This is a genomic window from Glycomyces halotolerans, assembly GCF_054779575.1.
On record NZ_BAAGXZ010000019.1, the window covers coordinates 59,720 to 75,192 of the forward strand.

The following is a 15,473-nucleotide window of genomic DNA, read 5'->3' on the forward strand; positions in this document are numbered from 1 at the left end:
TCGGCGAGGCGATCGGGACCCCGGCGGCCGAATTAGACGTCGGCGACCACGCCGCGCCGGATCGAGTCCACCGCGTCGAACGCGGCGTCGGCCAGCGCGTTCGACGGTCTGGTGCCGATCTGCCGGGCGGCCGTGCCCAGCTGGTGCAGCAGGTCGGCGGTGCGTCGGGCCCAGCGGACGAAGTCGCCGCCGGGCATCGGCCAGGGCCCGTCCGAGGCGGCCAGGGCCTTGGAGAGCTCCTCGCCGCGCGCCCAGCGGTACATCGGCCAGGCGAGGCCGAGCTGCGGTTTGCCGGTGAGCGACAGGCCCCGGGAGTTCTCGGCGCGGCGGATGGCCTCCCAGCGGCGCGCGGTGGCGGCCACCCGCTCGCTGATGGGGCCGGGGACGGCCACGAAGAACTCGTCCTCTTCGAAGCGGGAGTTGTAGATGACCGTGGAGGCGATCGCGGCCAGCGCGGGGGCGTCCAGGCCCTCCCAGACGCCGTCGCGCAGGCACTGGGCCACCAGGAGGTCGGTCTCGCAGAAGATGTTGCGCAGCAGCCGGCCGGCGTCGGTGACCGTCTCGCCGTCGAGGTAGCCGAACTCGCTGAGGACCTCGCGCACGGCGCTGAACTGGCGGGCCAGTGAGTGCTCGCGGCGGCCCGCGCGGCGGCGCAGGTGCTCCTCTTCGCGGTGCAGCCGCATCCAGCGGGAGGCGTGGACGGTGTGCTGGCCCGCCTCGGGGCAGGAGCGGCACGGGTGGGCCTTGACCTGTTCGCGCAGCTCGGCGATCTCGGGGGTCTCGGGGGCGCCGCCGCGGCGGGTGGGCCGGGGCAGGTCGCGGGTGGCCTCGCGCAGCGCCGCGGCCACGTCGGCCCGCTGCCGGGGGTCCTTGCGGTTGAAGTGCTTGGGCAGTCGGACGCGGCCGGCGACCTCGAGGCCGCCTTCGAAGACGGAGGTGTCCATGCTGCCGGTCCAGGCGTCGGCGGTGACGACCGACCAGCGGGGGTCGTGGCCGGCCTTGCGGTGGCTGGTCGGTCGCAGGAACACCGCCCAGCCGCTGTGCTTGCCGCGGCCGATCCAGACGATGTCGCCGCCGCGCAGGTTGCTCAGGGAGGTCCGGGCCTCGTCGCGGCGCAGGCCCTTGCGGCGCTTCTGGGCGCCGCGTTCGGCCTTCGAGAGCCGCTGGGTGAGCTCGTAGTACTCCAGGAAGTCGCCCTGGTCGCAGCGGGCGGCCTCGGCCGATTCGGCGGCCTTGCGGCCGACGGCCCGGGCCTGCTCGGCGATGTGGACGGCCTCGGTGTCGGACTGGAACTGGGCGAACGAGGAGGCCAGGACCTCGAAGGCGCGGTCGACGCCGGCGGCGCCGATGAGGTTGACGGCCATGTTGTAGGAGGGGGCGAACGACGAGTTCAAGGGGTAGGTGCGCTTGGAGGCGAGGCCGGCGACCTCCTTGGGGCGGATGTCCTCGGCCCAGACGGTGACCGCGTGGCCTTCGACGTCGATGCCGCGGCGACCGGCCCGGCCGGTCAGCTGCGTGTACTGGCCGGGGGTGAGCATGACGTGGTCGGAGCCGTCGTATTTGATGAGCCGTTCGAGCACCACCGAGCGGGCGGGCATGTTGATGCCGAGGGCCAGGGTCTCGGTGGCGAAGACGACCTTCAGCAGGCCGCGTTCGAACAGCTTCTCGACCACGGCCTTGAAGACCGGGAGCAGGCCGGCGTGGTGGGCCGCGATCCCGGCGGCGAGCCCGTCGAGCCACCGGTCGAAGCCGACCGCCTCCAGGTCGCGGGCGTCGATGTGGGCGGTGGCGGCCGTGGCGTAGTCGAGGATCTCGTCGCGATCGGCCGAGTCGGTCAGGCGCAGGCCGGCGCGGACGCATTCGTCGACCGCGGCGTCGCAGCCGGCGCGGGAGAAGATGAAGTAGATCGCCGGCAGCAGCGCCGAGGAGTCCAGGCGCGTGACGACCCGGCCGCGGTCGACGAACTGTCGTCCCCGGCGGCGGCCGTGGCGCTCGGTGCGCTCGCGGGCCCGCTGGTCCTTCTTGAGCAGTTCCTTGGAGACGTACTCGCCGTCGGGTTCGAACAGGTCCAGCAGGGCGCCGCCGACCATCATGTGCTGCCACAGCGGCACCGGGCGGATCTCGGAGACGATGACCTCGGTGGAGCCGCGGACGCTCTTGAGCCAGTCGCCGAACTCCTCGGCGTTGGACACGGTCGCCGAGAGGCTCACCACGCGCACCTCCTGGGGCAGCTCGATGATGATCTCCTCCCAGACCGCGCCGCGGAACCGGTCGGCGAGGTAGTGGACCTCGTCCATGACCACGTAGCGCAGGCCCTTGAGGGTCGGCGAGCCGGCGTAGATCATGTTGCGCAGCACCTCGGTGGTCATGACCACGATCGGGGCCTCGCCGTTGATGACCGTGTCGCCGGTGAGCAGGCCGACGTTGTCGGCCCCGTGGGTCTCGGCCAGGTCGTGGAACTTCTGGTTCGACAGGGCCTTGATCGGCGTGGTGTAGAAGCACTTGGCGCCCTCGGCGAGGGCGAGGTGGACGGCGAACTCCCCCACCACGGTCTTGCCCGCGCCGGTGGGCGCGCACACCAGCACGCCGTGGCCGTCCTCCAGGACGCGGCAGGCGCGCTCCTGGAAGTCGTCGAGTTCGAACGGGTAGGAGCCGGCGAATGCGGCGAGCTCGGGCCACTGCTGCCGTGCCTTGGCGGCGGCGTGGCGCTTGGCCGGGGATCGGTCGTCGGCGTAGGGCACGTCGCCGGTGGAAGACACCATGCGCTCAAGCCTAGTGGCCTGGGGCGACAACGACACTCCGGCGCTGCGAATGCTCACCCGGTTGTGACGACGCCTACACGGCCGGGTATCGTCCGGTTGTGCATCAGGATTCCTCACCAGGCGACGATGAGGGTGGCCGCGGGGGCGTCGACGCGGTCCTGTTCGATTTCCACGGCACGCTCGCGCAACTCGAACCGCTGACACGATCGGTGTCGCTCGCCGCCGAGGCGTGCGGGAAGCGGCTCACTCCCCTGGCGGCCACGGCGCTGGCCGATGCCATCGGCGCCCAGGGCTGGCTCGGATCGGGCCTGGAGGCCCGGGTGCGGCCGCACTTCGCCGACGCGTGGGCCGACCGGGACCTGGACGCCGAATCCCACCGGATCGCTTTCACGGAGCTGGCCGCGCAGGCCCACGGGGTCTTCGACGGGCTGGCCGATGCGCTCTACGACCGCCTCTCGTCGCCGGAGGGCTGGGTGGCCTACGCCGACACCCTGGCGACGCTGGTGGCGCTCAAGGCGCAGGGCTACCCGATCGCGCTGGTCAGCAATATCGGCTTCGACGCCCGCCCGGTGCTGCGGCATCTGGGTCTGGACCGGTTCATCGACGCCTGGATCCTGTCGTACGAGGTCGGGTACTGCAAGCCCGACGAGAAGATCTTCTACGCCGCCTGCCACGCCTTGGACGTGGAGCCCTCGCGGGTGCTCATGGTCGGCGACTCGATCGCCGACGCGGGCGCCGGCCGGATCGGGGCCCGGACCTACCTGCTGCCGCACACCGAGGCCGGCCGCATCGTCGGCCTCGAGGCCGTGCTGCGACTGGTACGGGCCGGGTGCTGAGACCCGGCCCGTCCTAATGCGCTGTCCTCTTCTTCACGACCCTCGGGCCGCCGTCAGGTGATGTCGTCGTATCCGTCGACGCGGCGGCCAAGGCGGTTGCGTCGCACCTGCTCCTCGTCGTCGCCGTCGAGCTCCTCCGGTCCGACCGGGGCCACGGCCCCGACCTCGTCGACCTCGCCGATGTCACCGGCCTCGTCGTCGGACCACTCGGGGTCGTCGTAGACGCCGCGTCGCTTGTCGTTGAGGTAGGCGATGCCGCAGGCGCCCAGGTAGAGGATGAGCATGCAGATCGCCAGCGCGGTCATGCCGAACGGGTCGGGGGTCGGGGTGAACACCGCGGTGAACAGGAAGCTCACGAAGACCACGATTCGCCACCAGCCGAGCATCCGCTTGGCGGTCACGATGCCCAGGACGTTGAGCATCAGCATGATCAGCGGGAACTCGAACCCGAGGCCGAACACGATCATGACGGCCAGGTAGAAGTTGATGTAGTTCTCGAGGTTCAGCGCGATGGCGAGCCCGGTGTCCTGTTGGAGCAGCAGGATGAACTGGATGCCGTGGCTGACCACGAAGTACGCCAGGGCCGCGCCGGCGAGGAACAGCGGCGCGGCGATGCCGATGAACATGTAGGCGTAGCGGCGCTCGTTGCGGTGCAGGCCCGGGGCGATGAAGGCCCACAGCTGGTAGAGCCAGACCGGGGCGGTGCCGACCAGGGCCATGTAGAGCGAGACTTTGAGGTAGAGGCCGATGTGGGAGACCGGCGAGTTCAACGTGAAGTTGCAGAGGACCTGCTCGCTGTCCTCGACGTTCGCCCCCGAGCCCTGGGCGTTGCAGTAGGGTTCGGCGAGGAACTCGATGACGGTCTTGGAGAAGACCATCGCCAGCGCGGTGCCGAGCAGGACCACGATGATCGCGATCATCAGGCGGGTGCGCAGGTCCTGCAGGTGCTCCATGAGGGTCATGGAGCCGTCGGCGGCGCGTTGGAACTTGCTCCTGCGTCTCCGCTCGCGTCGGGGTTTAACAGCCATCTGAGTGCGCGGCTGCTAAACGCTATTGCGTCTTCTTGCGGTCGGACTGGACCGCTTCGCCGTCGATGACGTCGTCCTTGACCGACGCCGGCGGCTCCAGCGGCTCACGCGAGTGCTTCGGCTCGGCACGGTCGTCCGTGTCGGAGTCGGGGTTGCTCGAGTCGGACTTCATCGCCTCGGTCTCGGACTTGAGGATGCGCATGGAGCGTCCCAGTCCCCTGGCCATGTCCGGAAGCTTCCTCGAGCCGAACAGCAGCAGGATCACAATGACGAGAACGATGATGTGCCAGGGTTTCAATGCGCCCATTGTTCGATCCCTCCGGATACAAGTCAGATACGTCAACCATCGTATGCCCCCCGATCGCCGCCGGCCACTGAGCCTCGGAGGCCCGCTTCGGCCGTGGGGCGGCCGAGGCATGGGATCGTCGAGCCGGACAAGCATGCCCGACCGCTTCGGCCTCCGTCAACACGGGGGCCTTCGCTTAGGCGGATCTTTACCAGAATGTGGCGTGCGCGCGGGGAGAGGGTCACTTTCCGGGCATTTCGCCCGCGATTCGCTGTCCGTCCGCCATGGTGATGTTCAGCCGTTCCTGCAGTTCCTGCGCCTGCTCGGCGCGGTCCTTGAGGCGGTCGAGGCCGACGTTGAGTTCGCGTACTCGCGCCATGAGCTTGATCGCCGCCACGGCCAGGAGCACGAGCCCGGCCAGCGCCAATATGCCCGATACAGCCCAGATGGTCATGGCGACAGTCTAGCGGCGTCCTCGTATCGGTCAAGTGCTGCCTTCGCGGTGGTTCTGACCGCCTCGCGCAGTTCGGCGGGGGCCAGGACGCGGGCCTCGCCGCCGAGGCTGAGGACGAAGCGGCGGGCCCAGTCGAGGTCGCGGGCGCGCATCTTGACGCGCCGGTGGCCGTCGGGCTCGCCGATGATCTCCTCGCACGGGTGGGAGTCGGTGATCGACTTCGCGCCCGGGCTCAGGCGCAGCTCGATGATCGGCAGTTCGCCCTCGAGGAAGGCCGTCGGCGCCGGCTCGGCCGACCGCGGCGACTGCGCCGGGTTTCCGCTCGCGAGCCCGGCCGCGGCCTCTTCGTCGAGTTCGGTGCAGGCGTCGATGCGGTCGAGGCGGAACTGGCGGACCTCTCCGGCGGTGCGGCACCAGGCCCGCAGGTAGGCGTGGCCGTCGGCGGCGACGACCTCGATGGGGTCGACGACCCGCTCGGAGGTGGAGTCGCGGCTGGCCGAGTAGTAGGTGATGCGGGCGGCCCGCCCGGAGGCGACCAGGCCGGCGTAACGCTCGACGTCGGATTCGGCGACGGTGTCGCGGACCGGCACGTCGGCGGTCTCGACTCCGGCGGCGGCGGCGAGTTTGCCGAGCGCCGATTCGATGGCGGCGCGGTCGCCTACGCCGGGCGTGTCGGCCATCACGCGCAGCGCGACCGACAGCGCCAGGGCCTCGTGGCCGGCCAGGCGGACGGGCCGGTCCATGCCGGCGGCGAAGTTGACGCGCACGGCGTCGGCGTCGAAGGCGATGTCGATCAGGTCCCCCGGCCCGTACCCGGGCAGGCCGCACATCCACAGCAGGGTCAGGTCGGCGCGCATCTGGGCGACCGAGACGTCGAAGTCGGCGGCCAGCTCCTCGATGGGGACCCCTCCGGGGCGGGCCACGAGGTAGGGCACGAGGTTCAGCAGGCGCGCCAGTCGCGTGTTGACGCTCATCGGGGGTCCTCCTCGGCCAGGTGCTGCAGGCAGGCGACGGTCTCCTTGACCAGTTCCGGGGGCTCGAGGACGAGCACGTCGGGGCCGAAGGAGGCCAGCCAGGAGGCGGTGAAGGCGGTGTCGGTGTAGGAGAAGCACACCTCGTCGCCCTCGGCGCGCCGGGGGCCGATCTGGTCGGCGCGGCGCCGCACGCCCCAGGCGCGGCGCGGCCGCACCAGGACCTTCGCGCGGGAGGGCGCCTGCCGGGCCTCGGCTTCGGAGGCGAAGGCGAGCACGTCGACGCCGGCGGGGATGGTGTAGGCGTCCTCGGGACCGGTCAGACGCACCCGACTGGTGATGCGGGAGAGCCGGAATACCCGCTGGGCGGTCCGGTCGAGGTCGTAGCCGGCGACGTACCAGCGGCCGCGCCAGGCCGCGCAGCCCCACGGCTGGAGGCGGCGCTTCTGCGGGGCCTCGTCGCGGGCGCCCAGGTAGTCGAAGGCGACCGCGCGCCGGGAGGCGATGGCCTCCAGCAGCGGCGAGAGCGACTCCTCCGTTCCGGGGAGGTTCTTGACCGGGGAGACGGCGGTGTGGGACTCGACGTCGATGCCGGCGGCGCGGAGCTTGCGCAGCGCCTGCGCGGTCCCCGACTGGAGGTCGGGCTGCTGCCAGAGCCGGGCCGCGGCGGCGACGGCGGCGGCCTCGGCGTCGGTGAACTCGATCTGCGGCAGCTCGAAGTCGCCGCGGGCGATGCGGTAGCCCGGCTCGGTGTCGAAGTAGGGGTCGACGCCGGACTGGAGCGGGACGCCGATGCGGCGCAGCTCGGCCTTGTCGCGTTCGAACTTGCGCTGGAACGCTTCGTGGGCGCGTTTGTCCTCGGGGTCGTGCTCGTATCCCGGGACGGTCCTGGCGATCTTGCTCGCCGTCTGGAACCGCCGCGACGACAGCAGGCACAACACCAGGTTCACCAGCCGTTCAGTGCGTTCGTTCGACACCTGCCCAGGTTATGCCGTCGAGTCGTCGCGCGCCACACAGGTCGCCCATCGGCGCGGCAGGTGAGGCATGGACGGGTCCTGCGTGCGTCGCTTGATAGTGTCCGGTCGTGATCAGATGGCGATACGGAACCGTTCGCGAAGTTCGGGGCGGTTGGCGCGGTTGCACCGAACTCGAGGTCGACGTCGAGCCCCGCGAGGGCGAGGCGGCCTTCGCCTGCAAGGCGCTGGCGTACGACGAGCTCGTGGGCGTCCCTCGGGAGGGCGAGCGGGTGCTGCTGAACTGCAACGCCATCGCCAAGGGCCTGGGCACCGGCGGATACGCGCTGGTGGTGGCCGTGCCCGAGCGGCTGCCGCCGGACGTCGACGCGCCCGGGCACATCGTCAAGGCCCGCTACACGCCGATGCAGGCGATGCGGCTGGCCGTCGACGAGGACGACTCGCCGCACCGCGCGGCCGTGGAGGGCTGCGAGGGCCTCGACGGCATGCCGGTGGTCGTGGCCGACCTGCATTCGGCGCTCGCGCCGGTCCTGGCCGGCATCGCCGCGACCGCGCCGGAGGCGAAGGTCGCCTACGTGATGACCGACGGCGGATCGCTGCCGGCGTGGTTCTCCCGCCAGCTCGACCGGTTGGCCGACCGCCTGTGCACGGTCGTGACCGCCGGGCAGTGCTTCGGCGGCGACCTGGAGGCGACCAACGTGCACAATGCGCTCATCGCCGCGAAGGTCGTCGGCGGGGCCGACATCGCCGTCGTCGCTCAAGGCCCGGGCAACCTCGGCACCGGGACGGTGTGGGGCTTCTCCGGCACCGCCGCCGGCGAGGCGGTCAACGCGGCCGCCGTGCTCGAGGGCCGGCCGGTGGCCAGCCTGCGGATCTCCGAGGGCGACGCCCGCGAGCGGCACCTGGGCGTCTCGCACCACTCGCTGACCTCGTACGGGAAGGTCGCGCTCGCGCCGGCCGACATCCCGGTGCCCGACGAGCTGCCGGCCGAGCTGGAGGACAGGATCAAGGCGCAGCTGGCGCGGCTGCCCGAGCGGCACCGGCTCGTCGAGGTCGACTGCTCGGGGCTGGTCGAGGCGATGGAGGCGCTGCCGGTGCGGCTGTCGACGATGGGCCGCGGCCTGGACCGCGACCGGGTCTACTTCGTGGCCGAGGCCGCCGCCGGCCGCCACGCGGCGAGGCTGCTGAACGCGGCCTAAAGGACGAACAGCACCACGATCCACAGGGCGATGACGCCCGCCAGCGCGAGCGAGAGCACCCAGGTGGGCACCGTGTACTCGCCGCGGCGGTTGCGGGCGATCTCCTCGCGGATCCGGGCCTTGCGGCGCTCGTACATGTCGTACATGTCGAATCGCCTGCGGCGCTGGTCGGGCCGGTCGGCGCGGTGGTCGCGGCTCACCGGGGTCCTCACATGCTGGCGATGAGCTTGTCGACTCGCTCATCGCGGGAACGGAACGGGTCCTTGCACAGGACGGTGCGCTGGGCCTGGTCGTTGAGCTTGAGGTGGACCCAGTCGACGGTGAAGTCACGGCGGCGTTCCTGAGCGCGGCGGATGAACTCCCCGCGCAGGCGGGCCCGGGTGGTCTGCGGCGGCACTTCCTTGGCCTCGAAGACCTCGACGTCGTGGGTGAGGCGCTCGGCGTCCCCGCGGGCCTCCATCAGGTGGTGCAGGCCTCTGCCGCGCCGGATGTCGTGGTAGGCCAGGTCGAGCTGGGCGACGCGCGGGCTGGACAGGGCCAGGCCGCGCTTCTCGCGGTAGCGCTCGATGAGCTTGAGCTTGGCGACCCAGTCGATCTCGCGGGAGACGTTGTCGAGGTCGCCGGTCTCGACGGCCTGGAGCACGCGGCCCCACAGTTCGAGGACGCGCTTGGTCACCGCGTCGGCGCCGCGCTGGTCGACGAAGTCCATGGCCTTCTCGAGATATTCGCGCTGGATGTCCAGGGCCGAGGCCTCGCGGCCCGAGGCCAGGCGCACCAGGCGTTTGCCGGTGGTGTCGTGGCTGATCTCGCGGATGGCGCGGATCGGGTTCTCCAAGGTCAGATCGCGCATGGTCACGCCGGTCTCGATCATGCGCAGGACCAGGTCGGCCGTGCCGATCTTGAGCATCGTGGTGATCTCGTTGATGTTGGAGTCGCCGACGATGACGTGGAGGCGTCGGTAGCGCTCGGCGTCGGCGTGCGGCTCGTCGCGGGTGTTGATGATCGGCCGCGAGCGGGTGGTGGCCGAGGAGACGCCCTCCCAGATGTGCTCGGCGCGCTGGGAGAGGCAGTACCGGGCTCCGCGCGGGGTCTGCAGGACCTTCCCGGCGCCGCAGATGAGCTGGCGGGTGACCAGGAACGGGATGAGGACCTCGGCGAGGCGTCCGAATTCGCCGTGGCGGCTGACCAGGTAGTTCTCGTGGCAGCCGTAGGAGTTGCCGGCGGAGTCGGTGTTGTTCTTGAACAGGTAGATGTCGCCGGCGATGCCCTCGTCGTGGAGGCGCTTCTCGGCGTCGATCATGAGGCCTTCGAGGATGCGTTCCCCGGCGCGGTCGTGGCGGACGAGGTCTTCGACCGAGTCGCACTCGGGGGTGGCGTACTCGGGGTGGCTGCCGACGTCGAGGTACAGGCGGGCGCCGTTGCGGAGGAAGACGTTGGACGAGCGGCCCCAGCTGACCACGCGCCTGAAGAGGTACCGGGCCACCTCGTCGGGAGACAGGCGGCGCTGTCCCCTGAAAGTACAAGTGACCCCGTATTCGGTCTCTAGTCCGAAAATTCGCCTGTCCATGTCGAAACACTACCCCGATTCGCTTGAGGTGAACACCCCTTGCGATCAACCGATTCCGGACCGCTACGGGTGCTATGGAGAACTAGGAGACCACCTGAAGTGGGCGGCGGCGACCGTCCACTTGAGTGGGATCGATGCGTCCCGCACCGGACCGGCCGGGCCACTGGATCGCGGCTTCGGCCGGACTCTCCGTGGTTCCCCGCCGCCCGCCGGCGGAAACCGGGATCGGGCGACGGGGTCCGCGGATCGGCGTCAGGACTCGGTGTCGGAGGATCCGCCGGACCCCTCCGACTCGGATTCGCCGGAGGCCTCGGTCGAGGGCATGAGCGCCTCGAGCGCCAGGCCTTCGATGCGGCGGAAGACCCGGCCGGGGCGGGAGCGATCGAGCACCGCCACCTCCATGACGTCGGTGGTCAGTTCGCGCCGCGAGCCGTTGTCGCCGCCGGAGGTGAGGGCGCCGAGCGCCAGCTCGAAGGCGTCGGCCAGCGGCATGTGGTAGTCGTGGCCGTCCTTGAGGACCTCGACCAGCTGCTCCGCCTGGCCGCCCATGGCCAGGTAGCCGGGCTCGTCGAGGATCGAGCCGTCGAAGGTGAGTCGGTACAGCTCGTCGGCCTCGGGGGTGGACCCCACGCCGGCGACGCAGATCTCGACCTCGAACGGCTTGGTCTGCTCGGAGAAGATCGCGCCGAGCGTCTGGGCGTAGGCCTTGGCGAGACTGCCGGCGGTGACGTCGCGGCGGTCGTAGGAGTAGCCGCGCAGGTCGGCCATCCTGACGCCGGCGGTGCGCAGGTTCTCCAGCTCGTTGTAGCGGCCCACGGCCGCGAAGCCGATGCGGTCGTAGAGCTCGTAGAGCTTGTGCAGGGCCGAGGAGACGTTCTCCGCGACGAACAGGACTCCGTCGGCGCAGGAGAGCACCACGACGTTGCGGCCCCGGGAGATGTTCTTGCGGGCGTACTCGGCCCGGTCCCGCATGATCTGCTCGGGGCTGGTGTAGAACTGCATTCCCATAGTCCGTGATCCTCTCTCAGCCGTAAGGGTTCTCGGTGCGAGACGCGATGACCGAGCGCGCGACCTCGGCCACTGTGGCCTCGTCGATGCGCTTGGTGCCCTCGGCGGTGGCGGTCATGACCACCGGGTAGAGGTCGCGGGTGGGGTCGGGGCCGCCGGTGGCCGAGTCGTCGTCGGCCGCGTCGTAGAGCGACTCGATCGCGATCCCGATGGCGTGGTCGGTGGCGATCCCGCGCCGGAAGCGCTTCTTCAAGGAGCTCTTGGCGAAGATGGAGCCCGAGCCGATCGAGTCGAAGTCGCGTTCCTCGTAGACCCCGCCGACGACATCGAAGCTGAAGATCTTTCCGGCCTCTGCCGCCTCGGCGGCGTCGTTGTCGAATCCGGCCAGCAGCGGAAGCACCGCCAGGCCCTGGAGGGCGATGCCGAGGTTGCCGCGGAGCATCGTGGCCAGCCGGTTGGCCTTGCCGCTCAACGTCAGCGGCGAACCCTCGATCTTCTCGTAGTGCTCCAGCTCGACCTGGTAGAGCTTGACCAGCTCGATGCCGAGACCCGCGGTCCCGGCGATGCCGATGAGCGAGTAGCCGTCCGCCGAGAAGACCTTCTCGATGTCGCGGCTCGAGATGTAATTGCCCATTGTGGCCCGCCGGTCGCCGGCCATCAGGACGCCGTCGGCGGTCTTGAGCGCGACTATCGTGGTGGCGTGCGAACTGATCTCGGCGTGGTCGCCGGGGGGCAGAGGGCGCCGGCCCGGGAGCAGTTCCGGGGCGGCGGACGTAAGAAACTCCGAGAACGAGGAGGTTCCAGCCGTCATATACGCGCTCGGTAGCTTGCCTGGGAATCCTTCACCTGTCACGACTTGACCTCCCTATTTCTATATTCAACAGCGCGGCCCGCCGCTTGCGGCCTTTCGGGCCCGAGGGCCGTCGATGATATAGAGCACCTGGTGCGCCGTACCGATCAGGGCTTGAGAACCGCTGCCGGACCGCACACCAGGTAACCCTATGTCCGTAATGCAGGGGGCCGTCTACTGGCCGCCCTTTTGCACGAACGATCGGACGAATTCCTCGGAGTTGGTCTCCAGGACCTCGTCGATCTCGTCGAGCAGGTCGTCTACTTCCTCGGTGATCTCTTCGTGACGCTCGGCAATCTCAGGGTCGACAGCGGCCTCGGTGGTCTCGGCATCTTCTTCCTGCCGTGACCGCTGCGACTGCGACTGCCCGCCGGAGTCTTTCGCTGCCATCGCTGTTCCCTTCTACCTTCGACCGACGGTGCATAAACCGTACCGCGAAGATGCGACACCACGCCACGTACGACGCCATACGGACGGGCAATATTCCGCCCCGGCGCGGGCCCGGTGGCGCCGGATCCGGACACCCTCGGCGATGAGGCGACCACCGAAAGTGCCAGGTCAGGGCCGCCCGCCAGCGCCGAACGGCATGTGATCCACATCTCAAGAGTGCGGCCGCGGCGGACTCGAAACCGATAAGAGAATTCTTTCCATTCGCGGGCGCCGCCTGCCGGCGGTCTACTCCGCGGTGATCACATCGAGCAGGTCCTTGGCGGCCTCGCACCGGTCGAACAGATCCCCCACATGCGCCTTGGTGCCTCTCTCGGGCTCCATCATGGGCACCCGCACCAGCGAATCGGCGCCCACGTCGAAAATGACCGAGTCCCACGAGGCGGCGACCACCTCGGAGGGATAGCGGGCCAGGCACCGTCCGCGGAAGAACGCCCTGGTGTCCTCGGGCGGCTCGACCATGGCCTCCATGACCTCCCGGTCGGTCAGCAGCCGCTGCATCGACCCGCGGGCGATGAGCCGGTGGTACAGGCCCTTCTCCGGACGCACGTCGTGGTACTGCAGGTCGATCGCCTGCAGCTTCGACGAGCCCCACTCCAAGTCCTCGCGGTCCCGGTAGCGGTGCAGCAGCGCCAGCTTGGCGGGCCAGTCGAGCATGTCGGACAGCTCGAACGGGTCGCGCGCCAGCGCGTCGAGCACGAAGGCCCACTTGTCGAGCACCTCGCGCGTGTCGGGGTCGGCGTCGTCGCCGCAGAAGCGCTCGGCCTGTTCCAGGATCGACTGTTGCAACTCGACGGCGGTCATGCGCTTGCCGTTGCGCAGCTCGATCTTGTGCGTCAGGCCAGGGTCGTGGCTGACCGCGCGCAGCTCGGCGACCGGCTCGCTGACGGCCAGCGAGTCGTCGAAGGCGCCGGCCTCGATCATCGCCAGCACGATCGAGGCGGTGCCGACCTTGAGGAAGGTGGCGTACTCGGCCAGGTTCGCGTCGCCGATGATGACGTGGAGGCGCCGGTAGCGCTCGGCGTCGGCGTGCGGCTCGTCGCGGGTGTTGATGATCGGGCGCTTGAGCGTGGTCTCCAGGCCGACCTCGACCTCGAAGAAGTCGGCCCGCTGGGAGATCTGGAAGCCCGGCTCGGAGGCGTCCTGGCCGATGCCGACGCGCCCGGCCCCGCAGAACACCTGCCTGGTGACCAGGAACGGGGTGAAGTGGGCGACGATGTCGGCGAACGGCGTCCGCCGGCTCATCAGGTAGTTCTCGTGCGCGCCGTAGGAGGCGCCCTTGTTGTCGGTGTTGTTCTTGTAGAGGTTGATCGCTCCGATGCCGGGCGTGTGCGCGGCCCGGTGGGCGGCCTCGGCCATGGTCATCTCGCCGGCCTTGTCGAACAGGACCGCCTCGCGGGGGTTGGTCACCTCCGGCGTCGAGTACTCGGGGTGGGCGTGGTCGACGTACAGGCGCGCCCCGTTGGTGAGGATGACGTTGGCGAGCCCGGTGTCCTCGTCGGCCAGGTTCTCGGCGGGGTCGTAGAGCGCCCCGGTGTAGGTGAAGCCGCGCGCGTCGCGCAGGGGGGTCTCTTCCTCGTAGTCCCACCGCGCGCGGCCGCCCTTGGACAGCTCGGGGCGGGCGGCGTAGGCGTTGACGATCTGAGATGAGGTCACCATGGGGTTGGCCCCCGGCTGGCCGGGCACGCTGATCCCGTATTCGATCTCGGTGCCCATAATGCGGCGAACGGTCATGCCTTCGAGCGTAGTCGGTCCCGCGGCCCGTGCACCCCTCCAGCACGAGGCCGCTTGAAATTTCCGCGCCGTCTCACGCCCCGGCGGCGCGCCGACCGGCGGCGGTGTGCGCGTTCTTCCCGCCCGATCCGGAGCGGGCGCTTACGATCACCCCGATGGGGGCGAGCGGCGAGCTGCGGGACCAGGGCGTCACGCGGTCGTACACCACGAACGGGAGCCCGTGGTCGCGGATGACCGGCGGGGACCCGCGGTCGGTGCTGTGGCTGCGGCTGCTGCCGCTGCTGGCGATGACCCCGCTGGTGCTGTTCGCCTTCAACCAGGACTTCCTGCGCTACACGTATCTGATCTTCACGTTCCCGGTCCTGACGGCCCTGGTCAACGGCCCGGTGGCCACGTCGTTCGCCGTGCTGGCGGTGGCCTTGTTCGTCGCCTCGGGCTCGGAGGCGCTGGGCCTGCTCACGCTGCCCGCCAGCGGTTGGCTCGACGTGGCGGCGGTGCTCTCGCTGGGGTCGCTGTCGATCCTGCTGGCGTGGGTCAGGGACCGGGTGGTGCTGCGGCTGCTGCGGATGACCAACGTGGCCGAGGCGGCCCAGATGGCGATCCTGCCCGAGGTGCCCTCGCAGGTCGGGTCGCTGCGGGTCGCCGCGGTCTACCGGACTCCCGAGGGCAGCCCGGGGCTGATCGGCGGGGACTTCTTCGACGTCCAGCACACCGAGTACGGGGTGCGCATGGTCGTCGGTGACGTCAAGGGCCACGATCTGACCGCCGTGAGGCTCACCGAGGCGCTCTTGGGGAGCTTCCGGGAGGGCGTGCTCGACGACGGCGACCTGTGCGCGCTGGCGGCCCGCCTGGAGCGGCGCGCGACCCTGGACAACCGGGGGCGGGCCGAATGGGAGGAGACGTTCGCGACCGCGGCGCTGATCGAGATCCCGCCCGGGGAGACGCTGGTGCGGGTGGTGCTGTGCGGGCACCCGGCGCCGCTGCTGGTGCACCAGCGGGTCGAGCGCCTGGCCCCCGAGGTCTGCCCGCCGCTGGGCGTGGCCGATTCCTCACCGTCGGGAACCGAGCTGCTGGAGGCGCCGCTGCTGCGCGGGGATCTGATCGTGGCCTACACCGACGGGCTGGTGGAGGCCCGCAACCGCAACGGCGAGGCGTTCCCGCTGGTCTCGCGGATCAACGCGCACGTGGCCGCCGGGCACCGGGATCCCGACGCGCTCCGGTCGAGGCTCAGGGACGATTTCTACAAGGGCGGCTATGTGCGCCGCGACGATCTGTCGCTGCTGATCTTGCAGGTGCCCGAGCGAGCCGATCGGCCGGCGGGTCCTCCCGCCGGCCGATCGTGACTCCCACTCGGTGC

15 protein-coding genes are annotated in these 15,473 nt (G+C 70.2%); 3 read left to right on the top strand and 12 right to left on the bottom strand.

Features of this window, described 5'->3' with window-relative positions; all coding sequences use genetic code 11:
- Window positions 1-32 precede the first annotated feature (32 nt).
- The gene (locus tag ACYVL2_RS15520; protein WP_460544924.1) at window positions 33-2,762 is read right to left on the bottom strand and encodes a DEAD/DEAH box helicase; all 2,730 of its coding nucleotides are present in this window, start codon (window positions 2,760-2,762) and stop codon (window positions 33-35) included.
- A gap of 98 nt (window positions 2,763-2,860) precedes the next feature.
- Here ACYVL2_RS15520 and ACYVL2_RS15525 point away from each other — a divergent pair, with 98 nt between their 5' ends.
- Window positions 2,861-3,598 (top strand): HAD family hydrolase, encoded by a 738-nt coding sequence (locus ACYVL2_RS15525; RefSeq protein WP_460544926.1) that lies wholly within the window; start codon window positions 2,861-2,863, stop codon window positions 3,596-3,598.
- A gap of 53 nt (window positions 3,599-3,651) precedes the next feature.
- On the opposite strand, the gene tatC is transcribed toward ACYVL2_RS15525, so the two are convergent.
- The 5 genes from tatC to ACYVL2_RS15550 all read right to left on the bottom strand — a co-directional run bounded on the left by tatC (window position 3,652) and on the right by ACYVL2_RS15550 (window position 7,314).
- Window positions 3,652-4,626 (bottom strand): twin-arginine translocase subunit TatC, encoded by a 975-nt coding sequence (gene tatC / locus ACYVL2_RS15530; protein WP_460544928.1) that lies wholly within the window; start codon window positions 4,624-4,626, stop codon window positions 3,652-3,654.
- Between the two features lie 22 nt (window positions 4,627-4,648).
- Window positions 4,649-4,933, bottom strand: a complete 285-nt coding sequence (tatA, locus tag ACYVL2_RS15535; protein WP_460544930.1) for a Sec-independent protein translocase family protein — start codon at window positions 4,931-4,933, stop codon at window positions 4,649-4,651.
- Window positions 4,934-5,153: 220 nt separating this feature from the next.
- Complete coding sequence (locus ACYVL2_RS15540) at window positions 5,154-5,366, bottom strand: hypothetical protein (protein WP_460544932.1); 213 nt, start codon at window positions 5,364-5,366, stop codon at window positions 5,154-5,156.
- Complete coding sequence (locus tag ACYVL2_RS15545; RefSeq protein WP_460544934.1) at window positions 5,363-6,340, bottom strand: helix-turn-helix transcriptional regulator; 978 nt, start codon at window positions 6,338-6,340, stop codon at window positions 5,363-5,365. Before ACYVL2_RS15545 ends, ACYVL2_RS15540 begins: the two co-directional genes overlap by 4 nt.
- A complete protein-coding gene (locus ACYVL2_RS15550; RefSeq protein ID WP_460544936.1) occupies window positions 6,337-7,314 on the bottom strand; it encodes a helix-turn-helix transcriptional regulator in 978 nt (325 codons plus the stop codon). Before ACYVL2_RS15550 ends, ACYVL2_RS15545 begins: the two co-directional genes overlap by 4 nt.
- Window positions 7,315-7,421: 107 nt before the next feature.
- Between ACYVL2_RS15550 and ACYVL2_RS15555 the strand changes: the two genes are divergently transcribed.
- Complete coding sequence (locus ACYVL2_RS15555) at window positions 7,422-8,510, top strand: DUF3866 family protein (RefSeq protein WP_460544938.1); 1,089 nt, start codon at window positions 7,422-7,424, stop codon at window positions 8,508-8,510.
- On the opposite strand, the gene ACYVL2_RS15560 is transcribed toward ACYVL2_RS15555, so the two are convergent.
- From ACYVL2_RS15560 to dop, 6 genes are all read right to left on the bottom strand, one after another.
- Complete coding sequence (locus ACYVL2_RS15560; protein WP_460544984.1) at window positions 8,507-8,710, bottom strand: hypothetical protein; 204 nt, start codon at window positions 8,708-8,710, stop codon at window positions 8,507-8,509. The genes ACYVL2_RS15555 and ACYVL2_RS15560 overlap by 4 nt on opposite strands.
- Window positions 8,711-8,718: 8 nt before the next feature.
- The gene (gene pafA, locus ACYVL2_RS15565) at window positions 8,719-10,077 is read right to left on the bottom strand and encodes a Pup--protein ligase (protein ID WP_460544940.1); all 1,359 of its coding nucleotides are present in this window, start codon (window positions 10,075-10,077) and stop codon (window positions 8,719-8,721) included.
- 252 nt (window positions 10,078-10,329) lie between these two features.
- Entirely contained in the window at window positions 10,330-11,085 is a 756-nt protein-coding gene (gene prcA, locus ACYVL2_RS15570) for a proteasome subunit alpha (protein WP_460544942.1), read from the bottom strand.
- Between the two features lie 16 nt (window positions 11,086-11,101).
- Entirely contained in the window at window positions 11,102-11,896 is a 795-nt protein-coding gene (gene prcB, locus ACYVL2_RS15575) for a proteasome subunit beta (RefSeq protein ID WP_460544944.1), read from the bottom strand.
- Window positions 11,897-12,109: 213 nt separating this feature from the next.
- Entirely contained in the window at window positions 12,110-12,325 is a 216-nt protein-coding gene (locus tag ACYVL2_RS15580; protein ID WP_460544946.1) for a ubiquitin-like protein Pup, read from the bottom strand.
- Between the two features lie 285 nt (window positions 12,326-12,610).
- Window positions 12,611-14,116, bottom strand: a complete 1,506-nt coding sequence (dop, locus tag ACYVL2_RS15585; protein ID WP_460544948.1) for a depupylase/deamidase Dop — start codon at window positions 14,114-14,116, stop codon at window positions 12,611-12,613.
- Between the two features lie 155 nt (window positions 14,117-14,271).
- Between dop and ACYVL2_RS15590 the strand changes: the two genes are divergently transcribed.
- Window positions 14,272-15,459: a PP2C family protein-serine/threonine phosphatase gene (locus ACYVL2_RS15590; RefSeq protein ID WP_460544951.1), complete on the top strand. Its 1,188-nt coding sequence runs from the start codon at window positions 14,272-14,274 to the stop codon at window positions 15,457-15,459.
- Window positions 15,460-15,473 lie beyond the last annotated feature (14 nt).

Coding starts and splice junctions, on each gene's coding strand:
- ACYVL2_RS15520 (WP_460544924.1), bottom strand. CDS start 2,762: ATGGTGTCTTCCACCGGCGACGTGCCCTACGCCGACGACCGATCCCCG.
- tatC (WP_460544928.1), bottom strand. CDS start 4,626: ATGGCTGTTAAACCCCGACGCGAGCGGAGACGCAGGAGCAAGTTCCAA.
- tatA (WP_460544930.1), bottom strand. CDS start 4,933: ATGGGCGCATTGAAACCCTGGCACATCATCGTTCTCGTCATTGTGATC.
- ACYVL2_RS15540 (WP_460544932.1), bottom strand. CDS start 5,366: ATGACCATCTGGGCTGTATCGGGCATATTGGCGCTGGCCGGGCTCGTG.
- ACYVL2_RS15545 (WP_460544934.1), bottom strand. CDS start 6,340: ATGAGCGTCAACACGCGACTGGCGCGCCTGCTGAACCTCGTGCCCTAC.
- pafA (WP_460544940.1), bottom strand. CDS start 10,077: ATGGACAGGCGAATTTTCGGACTAGAGACCGAATACGGGGTCACTTGT.
- prcA (WP_460544942.1), bottom strand. CDS start 11,085: ATGGGAATGCAGTTCTACACCAGCCCCGAGCAGATCATGCGGGACCGG.
- prcB (WP_460544944.1), bottom strand. CDS start 11,896: ATGACGGCTGGAACCTCCTCGTTCTCGGAGTTTCTTACGTCCGCCGCC.
- ACYVL2_RS15580 (WP_460544946.1), bottom strand. CDS start 12,325: ATGGCAGCGAAAGACTCCGGCGGGCAGTCGCAGTCGCAGCGGTCACGG.
- dop (WP_460544948.1), bottom strand. CDS start 14,116: ATGACCGTTCGCCGCATTATGGGCACCGAGATCGAATACGGGATCAGC.
- ACYVL2_RS15590 (WP_460544951.1), top strand. CDS start 14,272: ATGGGGGCGAGCGGCGAGCTGCGGGACCAGGGCGTCACGCGGTCGTAC.